The 14,455-nt window shown below is 58.9% G+C and carries 11 protein-coding genes; 8 read left to right on the top strand and 3 right to left on the bottom strand.

The window, feature by feature from the left end; translation table 11 throughout:
- Positions 1-3: 3 nt before the first annotated feature.
- From oadA to citS, 3 genes are all read right to left on the bottom strand, one after another.
- On the bottom strand, positions 4-1,773 hold the full coding sequence (gene oadA / locus ABLV64_RS19520; RefSeq protein ID WP_004204250.1) for a sodium-extruding oxaloacetate decarboxylase subunit alpha: 1,770 nt from the start codon (positions 1,771-1,773) through the stop codon (positions 4-6).
- A gap of 15 nt (positions 1,774-1,788) precedes the next feature.
- On the bottom strand, positions 1,789-2,037 hold the full coding sequence (locus tag ABLV64_RS19515) for an oxaloacetate decarboxylase subunit gamma (RefSeq protein WP_004204254.1): 249 nt from the start codon (positions 2,035-2,037) through the stop codon (positions 1,789-1,791).
- Between the two features lie 157 nt (positions 2,038-2,194).
- Entirely contained in the window at positions 2,195-3,535 is a 1,341-nt protein-coding gene (gene citS, locus ABLV64_RS19510; protein ID WP_004204255.1) for a citrate/sodium symporter CitS, read from the bottom strand.
- 256 nt (positions 3,536-3,791) lie between these two features.
- On the opposite strand from citS, the gene citC reads away from it, so the two are divergent.
- The 8 genes from citC to carB all read left to right on the top strand — a co-directional run bounded on the left by citC (position 3,792) and on the right by carB (position 14,372).
- A complete protein-coding gene (gene citC, locus ABLV64_RS19505; protein WP_348843381.1) occupies positions 3,792-4,820 on the top strand; it encodes a [citrate (pro-3S)-lyase] ligase in 1,029 nt (342 codons plus the stop codon).
- 30 nt (positions 4,821-4,850) lie between these two features.
- Positions 4,851-5,144 carry a citrate lyase acyl carrier protein gene (citD, locus tag ABLV64_RS19500; protein ID WP_032426016.1) on the top strand — a complete coding sequence of 98 codons (294 nt, stop codon included), beginning with the start codon at positions 4,851-4,853 and terminating at the stop codon, positions 5,142-5,144.
- Positions 5,141-6,010 carry a citrate (pro-3S)-lyase subunit beta gene (gene citE, locus ABLV64_RS19495; protein WP_004204262.1) on the top strand — a complete coding sequence of 290 codons (870 nt, stop codon included), beginning with the start codon at positions 5,141-5,143 and terminating at the stop codon, positions 6,008-6,010. The genes citD and citE overlap by 4 nt, the downstream gene beginning before the upstream one ends.
- A gap of 10 nt (positions 6,011-6,020) precedes the next feature.
- Complete coding sequence (citF, locus tag ABLV64_RS19490) at positions 6,021-7,547, top strand: citrate lyase subunit alpha (protein WP_109938279.1); 1,527 nt, start codon at positions 6,021-6,023, stop codon at positions 7,545-7,547.
- 18 nt (positions 7,548-7,565) lie between these two features.
- Entirely contained in the window at positions 7,566-8,474 is a 909-nt protein-coding gene (citG, locus tag ABLV64_RS19485) for a triphosphoribosyl-dephospho-CoA synthase CitG (RefSeq protein ID WP_017901209.1), read from the top strand.
- A gap of 227 nt (positions 8,475-8,701) precedes the next feature.
- A complete protein-coding gene (gene dapB, locus ABLV64_RS19480) occupies positions 8,702-9,523 on the top strand; it encodes a 4-hydroxy-tetrahydrodipicolinate reductase (RefSeq protein ID WP_348843380.1) in 822 nt (273 codons plus the stop codon).
- A 458-nt stretch (positions 9,524-9,981) separates the two neighbouring features.
- On the top strand, positions 9,982-11,130 hold the full coding sequence (gene carA / locus ABLV64_RS19475; protein ID WP_004204266.1) for a glutamine-hydrolyzing carbamoyl-phosphate synthase small subunit: 1,149 nt from the start codon (positions 9,982-9,984) through the stop codon (positions 11,128-11,130).
- Between the two features lie 17 nt (positions 11,131-11,147).
- Positions 11,148-14,372 (top strand): carbamoyl-phosphate synthase large subunit, encoded by a 3,225-nt coding sequence (carB, locus tag ABLV64_RS19470; RefSeq protein ID WP_004204267.1) that lies wholly within the window; start codon positions 11,148-11,150, stop codon positions 14,370-14,372.
- Positions 14,373-14,455 lie beyond the last annotated feature (83 nt).

Raw genomic sequence — 14,455 nt, 5'->3', positions numbered from 1 at the left:
TCCTTACGCCAGGGTCATCAGGGTGTCGCCGACCGCCACCGCGTCGCCGGACTTCACCGCGATACCGCGCACGGTGCCGGCCTGCGCGGCGCGGATTTCGGTCTCCATCTTCATGGCTTCCAGAATCAGCAGCACCTCGCCTTCGGCCACCGCCTGGCCTTCCGCGGCCAGCACCTTCCAGATATTGCCCGCCAGCGGGGCGGTCACCGGGGTGCCGGCGCCGGCCGGGGCCGGGGCGGCAGCAGGCGTAGCGGCCACCGGCGCGGCGCTGAGCTGGCTGACGTCGCCGCCGTCGCTGACCTTCACCACAAAGGCCTTGCCTTCCACTTCCACGGTGTAGACGCCGGAGGCGGCTGGTTTCTCAGCCTTCGCGGCAGGTCTGGCTTCTTCCAGCTGCGGCAGCGGTTCAAAGGCTGCCGGATTGTGGCGGTTTTCGAGGAACTTGAGGCCTATTTGCGGGAACAGCGCCACGGTGAGCACGTCGTCGATGGCGTTTTCGGCAAGCGTGATGCCCTTCTCCTGCGCCTGGCGTCTGACGTCGGCTTCCAGCTGCGCCAGCTCCGGCTTCAGCAGGTCCGCCGGGCGGCAAGTGATGGCCTCTGCGCCCTCGAGTACCCGCGCCTGCAGGGCGGCGTTCACCGGCGCCGGAGTGTGGCCGTATTCACCTTTCAGAATGCCGGCGGTCTCCTTCGCGATGGTTTTGTAGCGCTCGCCGGTGAGGACGTTGAGCACCGCCTGGGTGCCGACAATCTGCGAGGTCGGGGTGACCAGCGGGATGAAACCGAGGTCCTCGCGCACGCGAGGGATTTCCGCCAGCACTTCATCCAGACGGTGGGCGGCGCTCTGTTGCTTCAGCTGGCCTTCGAGGTTGGTGAGCATCCCGCCCGGCACCTGGGCGACGAGGATACGGCTGTCGGTGCCTTTCAGCTGCCCTTCGAAGGCGTGGTACTTCTTACGCACCTCGCGGAAGTAGGCCGCAATGCTCTCCAGCTTGTGGATATTCAGCCCGGTGTCATATTGCGTGCCGGCGAGGGTGGCCACCAGCGCTTCGGTTGCCGGATGGCCGTAGGTGGCGCTCATGGACGAAATCGCCGTATCCACGCCGTCGACCCCGGCTTCAATGGCCTTCAGCAGGGCCATCTCCGCCATGCCGGTGGTGGCGTGGCAGTGCAGGTGCAGGGTGACGTCGTAGCGTTTTTTGATTTCGCTGACCAGCTCAAAGGCGGCATGCGGCGTCAGAATGCCGGACATGTCCTTGATGGCGATGGAGTCGACGCCGGTCTCCAGCAGCTGTTCGGTGAGGTCGAGCCAGGTCTGCAGGGTGTGCGCCGGGCTGGTGGTGTACGAAAGCGTGCCCTGGGCGTGGGCGCCGTGGCTGCGCACCGCCTGCAGGGCGGCCTGCATGTTGCGCGGGTCGTTCATGGCGTCGAAGACACGGAAGACGTCCATGCCGTTTTTGACGGCGCGCTCCACGAAGCGCGCCACCACGTCATCGGCGTAGTGGCGGTAGCCGAGCAGGTTCTGGCCGCGGAGCAGCATCTGCAGCGGGGTTTTCGGCATCGCTTTTTTTAGCTCGCGCAGGCGGACCCACGGGTCCTCGCCGAGAAAGCGGATGCAGGCATCAAAGGTGGCCCCGCCCCAGCACTCGAGGGAGCGGTAGCCGACGTCGTCAAGCTGAGCGGCGACGGGGAGCATATCGTCGAGGCGCAGGCGGGTGGCGAACAGGGACTGGTGGGCGTCGCGCAGGACGACATCGGTAATGGCAACGGTCATGAATTCCTCCGTGAATTAAGGGTGCAAACGGCGATGGTGGTGAATGGCGGCGACAATCGCCGGCTTTAAGCGGGCGAAGTCGTCGGCGGGCGCGACGGCGGCCGGTGCCGGTTTTGACGCCGGAAGCGGCTCGGGAAACAGACGGTTAACGGCGAGGGACATCCCCTGGATGGCGAAGATGAGCAGCAGCAGGAACACCAGCACAAAGCCCATGCCGAGAAACATCAGGGTGAAGCCTTCGCCTAGCAGCGCAGCATCAGTCATGTATACCTCTCAAAATAGGGGCACGATGGCGCGCTGCCTGGCGACGTTTCTGGCATTCCCGGCTAAGGAGCAGGGTGGATTTCCCTCTGCCGCTCCCGGCATTGGACCCTGGCGATGCTAGTCGTCGTCCGTTCAACGGCGCCATCGTGCAAATGGGTTAAATCATCATGCCGAACACGATGCTGGCGATGACCAGCACAATACCGCCACCCAAACGGGAGGAGATTTGCGCATAAGAGATAAGGTTCATACGGTTACAGGCAGAGAGCACTTCCAGGTCACCGGAACCGCCGCGGTTGGCCATGCACAGACCCGCGGTGATCGCTGATTCAATCGGGAAGAAGCCAATCATCCAGCCGCCCAGGGCCGCGCCAACCACCGCGCCAACGACGATAACCGCGGCGATGACGACGTTAGCGAAGGTAATAGCGTTGATGATTTCCTGCAGGTCGGTGTAGCAGACGCCGACGCCGACCATCAGCACCCACAACAGCTGTTTGGAAAAGAAATCCGACAGGCGTTTGGCGCCAGCTTTGATTTCGGGTGTGCAGAGGCCAGAGGCGTTCAGCGCCGCGACGATCAGCACCATCCAGGCAAAATAGTGAATCGATACGCCGCCAATGCTGGGCAGGATTTTCTTCGCCATCACGTAGGCCAGCAGGAAGCAGGTGGTGGCCAGCACCATGCCGACGGCGGTTTCGCGATGAGTGATCTGGCCCGCTTTTTCGTCTTCTTCGACTTTAAACGAGGCTTTGCGCACCAGCTCGCCCTCGCCGCTCAGCCAGGTGTGTTTTTTACCGATGATATCGAGTACGGCGGCAAAGACGATGGCAAAGATATTGGCGATGGTCAGAATAGCGATAGCGGTTGAATAGTACTCTTCGCGAGACCGACCGGTAACGGAGTGATAAATTTCCGACAGCGGTACCGCGCCCGCGCCGTTGCCGCCGCCCATGATCGGCAGGACGTACAGCATCATAATGCGATCCATCGGGATGCCGAACACCAGGCCGATGACGATACCGAAAATCGACGCGCCGACAATGCCCATCAGAATGGTCGGGATGTAGCCGAGCAGCGATTTCAGCAGCAGACGACGGTTTACCGACAGGATCGCGCCGGTAATTAATACGGCGATGAATAAGTTAAGGAAGTTACTCTCATCCATGACGTTACTGATGGCATCGATCTCTTTCTGCGTGAAAATACCGGCATAAACGAAATATGCTGCCACCAGAAAGATCATCACTGGCGCACCACCGATATATTTGTTGAATATCGGCAGGCGTTTACCTATTTCGCCAAACAGGGCGCCGATAATAAACATAATGGCAAAGCCGCCAACCAGGTCGGTGGGTAACGCATTAAAGAAGTGGGAAAGTAATAGCGTAATTAACGCAAACGCATAAAGGGGTAACGGCATGCCGAAGATTTTAAATCCCAGCAGGTCGCTCACGCCTTTTTTCTCCGTCGCCGGAGCCTGGCTCATGTTAGTCATAAACGTTATCCTGTTTATCAATGAAGTAATAAGACCGGCGCATAGTAATAAATAGACTCAGTGTTAAGGTGTGATAACCTTCACTGAATACTCGTGTTTTTAATTAATTTAATTATTTTTATTATGCTGAATGAATTAACAACATAAAAACCATAAAGCCAATTAAGCGACGAGAAAAACTGTGATTTAAATACAAGAATCGATAGCCGAACGCTGGCGAAATACAGGTCGTTTTGGAATAACGAAGCGCTAAAAAATGACTCTGATATTAAAACGCGTTCAGCTACGGAAGGATAAATCGCGGCGAGAGGCGATTGACCTCTTTCTCCGTCAGCATCAGCTCTCATTAGAGGCTGATTGCGAAATGGCCATTATCGCCGAGTACCGGCAGCGGCTGGTCGGCTGCGGCGCCATCGCCGGCAACGTGCTGAAGTGCATCGCTATCGACCCCTCGCTGCAGGGGGAGGGGCTGAGCCTTAAGCTACTGACAGAATTACTCACCCTGGCTTACGAACTGGGGCGCAGCGAACTGTTTTTATTCACTAAGCCCTGTAACGCCGCGCTCTTTGCCGGCGCCGGCTTCTGGCCAATTGCGCAGGCCGGCAATCTCGCCGTGTTACTGGAAAATAGCCGCGAACGGCTGACCCGCTACTGCCGCCAGCTGGCGATGTACCGTCAGCCGGGACGCAAAATCGGCGCTATCGTGATGAACGCCAACCCGTTCACGCTCGGCCACCGCTGGCTGGTGGAGCAGGCGGCCCGTCAATGCGACTGGCTACACCTGTTTGTGGTGAAAGAGGATGCCTCCCGTTTCACGTATCAGGATCGCTACACGCTAATCGAAAAAGGGATTGCCGGCATCGACAAAGTGACGCTGCATCCCGGTTCGGCATACCTCATCTCGCGGGCCACCTTCCCCGGCTACTTCCTCAAAGAACAGGGGGTGGTGGATGACTGCCACAACCAGATCGATCTCCAGCTGTTCCGCGAACATTTAGCCCCGGCGCTGAAGATAACCCATCGTTTTGTCGGCACCGAGCCGCTGTGTTCGCTGACCCGCCATTACAACCAGCGTATGAAAGCGTTGCTGGCAGCGCCGGGCGACGCACCGCCTGTTGAGATCGTTGAGCTGGCGCGGATCGAAAAAAACGGCGGGCCGATATCGGCTTCAAGGGTGCGCGAACTGTACCAGCAGCGCAACTGGCAGGCGGTGGCGGCGCTGGTGCCGCCGGGAACCCTCTCTTTTCTGATGCAACTGGCGGAAAGCGAACATCAAACCGCCTGATTTTTACGCCATAACAAAGGATTTGCCTCTATGGAAATGAAGATTGACGCCCTGGCCGGCACGCTGGAGTCCAGCGATGTGATGGTCAGGATTGGGCCGGCGACGCAGCCGGGCATTCAACTGGAGATCGACAGCATTGTGAAGCAGCAGTTTGGCGATGCGATTGAGCGAGTGGTCAGAGAAACCCTGACGCAGCTCGGTGTTAGCCAGGCCAACGTGGTGGTGGATGATAAAGGGGCGCTGGAGTGCGTTCTGCGCGCCCGAGTTCAGGCTGCGGCCCTGCGTGCGGCGCAACAGTCTCAATTGCAATGGAGCCAGCTATGAAACCACGTCGCAGTATGCTGTTTATCCCCGGCGCCAATGCCGCCATGTTAAGTACTTCATTCGTCTACGGCGCCGATGCGGTGATGTTCGACCTTGAAGATGCCGTTTCGCTGCGCGAGAAAGATACCGCTCGTCTGCTGGTGTATCAGGCGCTGCAGCACCCGCTGTATCAGGATATCGAAACGGTGGTGCGCATTAACCCACTAAATACCCCGTTTGGACTGGCCGATCTGGAAGCCGTGGTTCGTGCGGGCGTGGATATGGTGCGCCTGCCGAAAACCGACAGCAAAGAAGATATCCATGAGCTGGAAGCTCACGTTGAGCGTATTGAGCGTGCGTGCGGCCGCGAAGTGGGCAGCACCAGGCTCATGGCGGCCATCGAGTCGGCGTTGGGGGTGGTAAACGCGGTCGAGATCGCCCGCGCCAGCCCGCGTCTGTCGGCCATCGCGCTGGCGGCTTTCGATTACGTGATGGATATGGGCACCTCCCGCGGCGACGGCACTGAGCTGTTCTATGCCCGCTGCGCCGTGCTACATGCTGCGCGGGTTGCCGGCATCGCCGCCTATGACGTGGTGTGGTCGGATATTAATAATGAAGAGGGATTTCTTGCGGAAGCGAATCTGGCGAAGAACCTCGGCTTCAACGGGAAATCACTGGTCAACCCGCGCCAGATCGAACTGCTGCACCAGGTCTATGCCCCGACGCGAAAAGAGGTCGACCATGCGCTGGAGGTGATTGCCGCGGCGGAAGAGGCAGAGTCGCGCGGTCTGGGCGTGGTGTCGCTGAACGGTAAGATGATCGATGGACCGATTATCGACCACGCGCACAAAGTGGTGGCGCTTTCGGCTTCCGGTATTCGTGATTAAGGGGAATAAGATGAAAGAGACAGTAGCAATGCTTAATCAGCAGTACGTGATGCCGGAAGGATTGACCCCTTACAACGGCGTGACGGCGAAAAGTCCGTGGCTGGCTAGTGAGACGGAAAAGCGTCAGCGTAAAATCTGCGACTCGCTGGAAACGGCAATCCGTCGCTCCGGCCTGCAAAACGGCATGACCATCTCGTTCCACCACGCGTTTCGCGGCGGTGACAAAGTGGTCAATATGGTGGTGGCGAAGCTAGCGGAGATGGGATTTCGCGATCTGACCCTGGCGTCCAGTTCGCTGATCGACGCCCACTGGCCGCTGATTGAGCATATTAAAAACGGCGTGATCCGTCAGATCTACACCTCCGGTCTGCGCGGCAAGCTTGGCGAGGAGATCTCCGCCGGCCTGATGGAAAATCCGGTGCAGATCCACTCTCACGGTGGTCGCGTACAGCTGATCCAAAGCGGTGAGCTGTCCATTGACGTGGCGTTCCTCGGCGTTCCCTGCTGCGATGAGTTTGGCAACGCCAACGGCTTTAGCGGTAAGTCGCGCTGCGGCTCGCTGGGCTACGCGCGAGTTGATGCGGAACATGCCAAATGCGTCGTGCTGTTGACCGAAGAGTGGGTGGACTACCCTAACTACCCGGCCAGTATCGCCCAGGATCAGGTGGATCTGATCGTTCAGGTGGACGAAGTGGGCGATCCGCAAAAAATCACCGCGGGCGCCATTCGTTTGACCAGCAACCCGCGCGAGCTGCTGATCGCCCGCCAGGCGGCGAAAGTGGTTGAACACTCCGGTTACTTTAAAGAGGGGTTCTCGCTGCAGACCGGCACCGGCGGCGCCTCGCTGGCGGTGAGCCGCTTCCTGGAAGACAAAATGCGCCGCAACGGCATTACCGCCAGCTTCGGCCTTGGCGGCATCACCGGGACGATGGTCGACCTGCATGAGAAAGGGCTGATTAAAACGCTGCTCGACACCCAATCGTTCGATGGCGATGCGGCGCGCTCGCTGGCGCAGAACCCGAACCACGTCGAAATCTCTACCAATCAGTATGCCAGCCCGGGTTCCAAAGGGGCCTCCTGCGAGCGCTTAAACGTAGTGATGCTCAGCGCGCTGGAAATTGACACCGACTTTAACGTCAACGTGATGACCGGCTCCAACGGCGTGCTGCGCGGCGCGTCAGGCGGACATAGCGATACCGCCGCCGGCGCGGATCTGACCATCATTACCGCGCCGTTAGTTCGCGGCCGCATTCCCTGCGTCGTGGAAAAAGTGCTGACCCGCGTGACGCCGGGAGCCAGCGTGGATGTGCTGGTCACCGACCATGGCATTGCGGTAAACCCGGCGCGCCAGGACCTGATCGACAATTTACGCAACGCCGGTATTCCGCTGATGACCATTGAGGAACTGCAGCAGCGCGCGGAGCTACTGACGGGCAAACCGAAGGCGATCGAATTTACCGATCGGGTGGTGGCGGTAGTCCGCTATCGCGACGGTTCGGTCATCGATGTGATCCATCAGGTGAAAAACAGCGACTAAGCGCAGAGGGGAAAGGCTATGAGCGACGTGTTAATTCAACCTCCGCGTGTGCTACGCGGGAAACCACTGAGCGCCGAAGAGGTGGTCAGCGCGGTAGAGCGCGCGCTGTTGACCGAAGTTCGCCTGACCCCAAAGCCCGGGCTGGTGGATATTCGTAACGCTGGCGCGCACCGGGATATGGATCTGGCCTCGTTTGAGGCCAGTACCGCGGTGGTGGCGCCGTGGATGGAGAAGTTTTTTATCATGGGCCACGATACCGCGGCGGTCGCGCCGGAGCAGGTATTGATGATGCTGCGGCCGGTGGGAATGGCCTGCGAGAACGATATGCTGGAGGTCACCGGCGGGGTGAATACCCATCGTGGGGCGATCTTCGCTTTTGGCCTGCTCAGCGCGGCGGCGGGCAGGCTGGTTTCGAAAGGCGAGCCGATAGAACAGCACCGGCTTTGCGACCAGGTGGCGCGCTTCTGTCGCGGCATGGTTATGCAGGAATTATCCTCCGCCAGCGGGGAACGGCTGAGCAAAGGCGGGATTCATTTTCTGCGTTACGGTTTCTCCGGCGCCCGCGGCGAGGCGGAGAGCGGATTCCTGACCGTGCGTACCCAGGCGTTACCGGTCTTTAACCGCATGATGGAGGAGACTGGCGACAGCAATCTGGCGCTGCTGCAAACCCTGCTGCATCTGATGGCATGGAATGATGACACCAATCTGGTGTCTCGCGGCGGGCTGGCCGGGCTGAACTATGTCCAGCAGGAGGCGCAGCGGCTGCTGTGGCAGGGCGGCGTACTGGCTGACGGTGGCCTGGAGGCGCTGCGCCAGTTTGATGACGATCTGATTGCCCGCCATCTCAGCCCCGGCGGTAGCGCCGATCTGCTGGCGGTGACCTGGTTTTTATCCGCGTTTCCCGCCGGCGCGCTTTTCCCGCTGTAACCCTCTGCAACATGGCCTTCGCCCGCACCGTGCGGGCGGGGCATCATCATTCGCCATCCTGGTTATCACTGCGTAAACGAGGAATTGCGGCACAATCGTATAGTTTTTACTGATATCGTCCGCCGTTTGTCATAAATTTCTAATTATCGGCGTTTTTGAGTAGCGGCCCGCTGACGGGCTGGTTACTCTGAAAACAATTTACGTAATGTTAACAAAAGAGAATAGCTATGCATGATGCACAAATCCGCGTGGCCATCGCCGGCGCGGGCGGCCGGATGGGACGCCAGTTAATTCAGGCTGCGCTGCAGTTGGATGGAGTGGCGCTGGGCGCGGCGCTGGAGCGTGAAGGGTCCAGCCTGGTGGGCAGCGACGCCGGCGAGCTGGCGGGTGCCGGCAAAGCGGGCGTCACGGTGCAGAGCAGCCTGACGGCGGTAAAAGATGATTTCGACGTGTTGATCGATTTTACCCGCCCGGAAGGCACGCTGAACCATCTGGCGTTTTGCCGCGACCACGGCAAAGGGATGGTCATCGGCACCACCGGTTTTGACGACGCCGGCAAGCAGGCGATTCGCGACGCCGCGCAGGAGATTGCCATTGTCTTCGCCGCTAACTTTAGCGTCGGCGTCAATGTCCTGTTAAAGCTGCTGGAGAAGGCGGCGAAGGTGATGGGCGACTACACCGACATCGAAATTATCGAAGCGCACCATCGGCATAAAGTGGATGCGCCGTCAGGCACCGCGCTGGCGATGGGCGAAGCGATCGCCGGAGCGTTGAACAAAGATCTCAAGGACTGCGCGGTCTACAGCCGTGAAGGCCACACTGGCGAACGCGTCCCGGGCACCATTGGCTTCGCCACCGTCCGCGCGGGGGATATCGTCGGGGAGCATACGGCGATGTTTGCTGATATTGGCGAACGTATCGAGATCACCCATAAAGCCTCCAGTCGAATGACCTTTGCTAATGGCGCGGTTCGCTCTGCATTGTGGCTGAAAGGCAAGAAAAGCGGACTTTTTGATATGCATGACGTGCTGGATCTGAATAGTTTATAACGATTATTACCCATCGTGATGTGGTTATTGCTATCAATAAGTTATTGATGCAAGGGGCAATATTTTGTTGCCCTTTTTTTATTTTTGGCCGCTTTAGGTTGTTATTTTTCTGAATGGGCTATAAGTTAGGGTGTTGTTCGGTTTTTAAGTGAATGAAATGTAAATTTTGACCATCTGGTCCACTTTTTTGCCGTCCAGCGCCAGATTTTACACTCTTCGCCGTCCGCAAGCGTTTTCTCAGCCAGGTTTGTTGATCTTTTTGGCGTAAAAATCACGTGTCATGCGCCAGTGGCGTAAAATGACATTAAAAATCTCCGCTTTAAGTTGACTTTTATCCGACATCTCTCCAGAATGCCGCCGTTTGCCAAAAATCTGCGGGCAACAGATTTGCATTGATTCAGATCGTGTTTATGAATTAATATGCAAATAAAGTGAGTGGATATTCTCTGGAGGATGTTTTGATTAAGTCAGCGCTATTGGTTCTGGAAGACGGAACCCAGTTTCACGGTCGGGCCATCGGGGCAACCGGCACGGCGGTTGGGGAAGTCGTTTTCAATACTTCAATGACCGGTTATCAAGAAATCCTCACTGATCCTTCCTATTCCCGCCAAATCGTCACTCTTACTTATCCTCATATTGGTAATGTCGGCACCAACGCCGCCGATGAAGAATCTTCTCAGGTACATGCTCAGGGTCTGGTTATTCGCGACCTGCCGCTGATTGCCAGCAACTTCCGCAGTACCGAAGACCTCTCTTCCTATCTGAAGCGCCATAACATCGTGGCGATTGCCGATATCGATACCCGCAAGCTGACGCGACTGCTGCGTGAGAAAGGGGCGCAGAACGGCTGCATCATCGCGGGCGACAGCCCGGATGCCCAGCTGGCGCTGGAAAAAGCGAAAGCGTTCCCGGGCCTGAACGGCATGGACCTGGCGAAGGAAGTGACCACCGCAGAAACCTACAGCTGGACGCAAGGCAGCTGGACCCTGGCGGGCGACCTGCCGGAAGCGAAAGCGGAAAGCGAGCTGCCGTTCCACGTCGTGGCGTATGACTTCGGCGCGAAACGCAACATCCTGCGCATGCTGGTTGACCGCGGCTGCCGCCTGACGGTGGTGCCGGCGAAGACGTCGGCGGCGGATGTGCTGGCGCTGAATCCGGACGGCATTTTCCTCTCCAACGGCCCTGGCGACCCGGCGCCGTGTGATTACGCTATCGAGGCGATTGAAAAATTCCTCGAGACCGATATTCCGGTGTTCGGCATCTGCCTCGGCCATCAGCTGCTGGCGCTGGCGAGCGGCGCCAGGACCATTAAGATGAAGTTCGGCCACCACGGCGGCAACCACCCGGTGAAAGATATTGATAACAACGTGGTGATGATCACCGCCCAGAACCACGGCTTCGCCGTGGATGAGGCGACGCTGCCGGCCAACCTGCGCGTGACCCACAAGTCGCTGTTCGACGGCACCCTGCAGGGGATCCATCGCACCGACAAGCCGGCGTTCAGCTTCCAGGGGCACCCTGAAGCGAGCCCGGGGCCGCACGATGCCGCGCCGCTGTTCGACCACTTTATCGAGTTAATTGAGCAATACCGTCAGTCCGCGAAATAATCAGGAGTAAAAGAGCCATGCCAAAACGTACAGACATAAAAAGTATCCTGATTCTGGGCGCGGGCCCGATTGTTATCGGTCAGGCGTGCGAGTTTGACTACTCCGGCGCCCAGGCCTGTAAAGCCCTGCGCGAAGAGGGCTACCGCGTTATCCTGGTGAACTCTAACCCGGCGACCATCATGACCGACCCGGAAATGGCCGATGCCACCTACATCGAGCCGATTCACTGGGAAGTGGTGCGCAAAATCATCGAAAAAGAGCGCCCGGACGCGGTGCTGCCGACCATGGGCGGCCAGACGGCGCTGAACTGCGCGCTGGAGCTGGAGCGTCAGGGGGTGCTGGCTGAATTCGGTGTGACCATGATTGGCGCCACCGCCGATGCGATTGACAAGGCCGAAGACCGTCGCCGATTCGATATCGCGATGAAAAAAATCGGTCTCGACACCGCGCGTTCAGGTATCGCCCATACGATGGAAGAGGCGCTGGCGGTAGCGGCTGACGTCGGCTATCCGTGCATCATCCGTCCGTCGTTCACCATGGGTGGCACCGGCGGCGGCATCGCCTATAACCGCGAAGAGTTTGAAGAGATTTGTACCCGCGGCCTGGATCTCTCTCCTACGAACGAGCTGCTGATTGATGAATCGCTGATCGGCTGGAAAGAGTATGAGATGGAAGTGGTGCGCGATAAGAACGACAACTGCATCATCGTCTGCTCTATCGAAAACTTCGACGCCATGGGGATCCATACCGGTGACTCCATTACCGTTGCGCCGGCGCAGACCCTGACCGACAAAGAATACCAAATCATGCGTAACGCCTCGATGGCGGTGCTGCGTGAAATCGGCGTCGAAACCGGCGGCTCTAACGTTCAGTTCGCGGTCAACCCGAAAAACGGTCGCCTGATCGTTATTGAAATGAACCCGCGCGTTTCCCGCTCCTCGGCGCTGGCCTCCAAAGCCACCGGTTTCCCGATTGCCAAAGTGGCAGCCAAGCTGGCGGTAGGTTACACCCTCGACGAGCTGATGAACGACATCACCGGCGGCCGTACCCCGGCTTCCTTCGAGCCGTCCATCGACTACGTGGTCACTAAAATCCCACGCTTTAACTTCGAAAAATTCGCCGGCGCCAATGACCGTCTGACCACCCAGATGAAGTCCGTCGGCGAAGTGATGGCGATTGGCCGTACCCAGCAGGAATCCTTGCAGAAAGCGCTGCGCGGTCTGGAAGTGGGCGCCACCGGCTTCGACCCGAAAGTGAGCCTCGACGATCCGGAAGCGCTGACCAAAATCCGCCGCGAGCTGAAAGACGCCGGCGCTGAGCGTATCTGGTACATCGCCGACGCGTTCCGCGCGGGCCTCTCGGTTGACGGCGTCTTCAACCTGACCAACATCGACCGCTGGTTCCTGGTGCAGATTGAAGAGCTGGTCCGTCTGGAAGAGAAAGTGGCGGAAGTGGGCATCAACGGCCTCGACGCTGACTTCCTGCGCACCCTGAAACGTAAAGGCTTTGCCGATGCGCGTCTGGCGAAGCTGGCGGGCGTGCGGGAAGCGGAAATCCGTAAACTGCGCGACCAGTATGACCTGCACCCGGTCTACAAGCGCGTGGACACCTGCGCCGCGGAATTCGCCACCGATACCGCCTACATGTACTCCACCTATGAAGAAGAGTGCGAGTCCAACCCGTCCGTTGACCGCGATAAAATCATGGTCCTCGGCGGCGGCCCGAACCGTATCGGTCAGGGTATCGAATTTGACTACTGCTGCGTACACGCCTCGCTGGCGCTGCGCGAAGACGGTTACGAGACCATCATGGTCAACTGTAACCCGGAAACCGTCTCTACCGACTACGACACTTCCGACCGTCTGTACTTCGAGCCGGTTACCCTGGAAGACGTGCTGGAAATCGTGCGCATCGAGAAGCCAAAAGGCGTTATCGTGCAGTACGGCGGGCAGACTCCGCTGAAGCTGGCGCGCGCCCTGGAAGCCGCAGGCGTACCGGTTATCGGTACCAGCCCGGACGCTATCGACCGGGCGGAAGATCGTGAGCGCTTCCAGCACGCGGTTGACCGTCTGAAGCTGAAGCAGCCGGCGAACGCCACCGTTACCGCCATTGAGCAGGCGGTAGAGAAAGCGAAAGAGATTGGCTACCCGCTGGTGGTGCGTCCGTCTTACGTGCTCGGCGGTCGGGCGATGGAGATCGTCTATGACGAGCAGGATCTGCGCCGCTACTTCCAGACTGCGGTCAGCGTCTCCAACGACGCGCCAGTGCTGCTGGACCGCTTCCTCGACGACGCGATTGAAGTGGATGTCGATGCCATCTGCGATGGCGAAATGGTGCTGATTGGCGGCATCATGGAGCATATCGAACAGGCAGGCGTCCACTCCGGCGACTCCGCCTGTTCCCTGCCAGCCTATACCCTGAGCAAAGAGATTCAGGATGTGATGCGCGAGCAGGTGCAGAAGCTGGCCTTCGAGCTGCAGGTTCGCGGTCTGATGAACGTCCAGTTCGCGGTGAAAGATAACGAAGTCTATCTGATTGAAGTCAACCCGCGTGCGGCGCGCACCGTGCCGTTCGTCTCCAAAGCCACCGGCGTACCGCTGGCGAAAGTGGCGGCGCGCGTGATGGCCGGTAAGACGCTGGCGCAGCAGGGCGTGACCAAAGAGATCATCCCGCCGTACTACTCGGTGAAAGAGGTGGTCCTGCCGTTCAACAAATTCCCGGGCGTTGACCCGCTGTTAGGGCCAGAAATGCGTTCCACCGGGGAAGTGATGGGCGTTGGCCGTACCTTTGCCGAAGCGTTCGCCAAAGCGCAGCTGGGCAGCAACTCGACCATGAAGAAACAGGGTCGCGCGCTGCTCTCCGTCCGCGAAGGCGACAAAGAGCGTGTGGTCGACCTGGCAGCGAAGCTGCTGAAGTTTGGCTTCGAGCTGGATGCGACTCACGGCACGGCGATTGTGCTGGGCGAAGCGGGCATCAACCCGCGTCTGGTGAACAAGGTGCATGAAGGTCGTCCGCACATTCAGGACCGTATCAAGAATGGCGAATATACCTACATCATCAACACCACCGCAGGTCGTCAGGCGATTGAAGACTCCAAGCTGATTCGCCGCAGCGCGCTGCAGTACAAGGTGCACTATGACACCACCCTGAACGGCGGCTTTGCCACCGCGATGGCGCTGAACGCTGACGCCACCGACAAGGTGATTTCGGTTCAGGAAATGCACGCGCAAATCACCAAATAAGCGCTCCGGCCTGGCCGGATAGCAACACACCTGGGCTGACGACTTCGTCAGCCCATTTTTTTTGGCCGCGGCCATCTTCAGAG

The sequence above is a fragment of the Klebsiella sp. JB_Kp031 genome, assembly GCF_040064295.1.
Taxonomy (GTDB): Bacteria; Pseudomonadota; Gammaproteobacteria; order Enterobacterales; family Enterobacteriaceae; genus Klebsiella; species Klebsiella quasipneumoniae.
Note: the sequence above shows the minus strand (reverse complement) of the source record. Positions and strands in the feature narration are given on the sequence as shown.

What these genes read in the sequence shown, in the direction of transcription:
- dapB (WP_348843380.1), top strand. Translation starts at nt 8,702, where the DNA reads ATGCATGATGCACAAATCCGCGTGGCCATCGCCGGCGCGGGCGGCCGG.
- citD (WP_032426016.1), top strand. Translation starts at nt 4,851, where the DNA reads ATGGAAATGAAGATTGACGCCCTGGCCGGCACGCTGGAGTCCAGCGAT.
- oadA (WP_004204250.1), bottom strand. Translation starts at nt 1,773, where the DNA reads ATGACCGTTGCCATTACCGATGTCGTCCTGCGCGACGCCCACCAGTCC.
- citF (WP_109938279.1), top strand. Translation starts at nt 6,021, where the DNA reads ATGAAAGAGACAGTAGCAATGCTTAATCAGCAGTACGTGATGCCGGAA.
- carB (WP_004204267.1), top strand. Translation starts at nt 11,148, where the DNA reads ATGCCAAAACGTACAGACATAAAAAGTATCCTGATTCTGGGCGCGGGC.
- citS (WP_004204255.1), bottom strand. Translation starts at nt 3,535, where the DNA reads ATGACTAACATGAGCCAGGCTCCGGCGACGGAGAAAAAAGGCGTGAGC.
- citG (WP_017901209.1), top strand. Translation starts at nt 7,566, where the DNA reads ATGAGCGACGTGTTAATTCAACCTCCGCGTGTGCTACGCGGGAAACCA.
- citE (WP_004204262.1), top strand. Translation starts at nt 5,141, where the DNA reads ATGAAACCACGTCGCAGTATGCTGTTTATCCCCGGCGCCAATGCCGCC.
- ABLV64_RS19515 (WP_004204254.1), bottom strand. Translation starts at nt 2,037, where the DNA reads ATGACTGATGCTGCGCTGCTAGGCGAAGGCTTCACCCTGATGTTTCTC.
- citC (WP_348843381.1), top strand. Translation starts at nt 3,792, where the DNA reads ATGACTCTGATATTAAAACGCGTTCAGCTACGGAAGGATAAATCGCGG.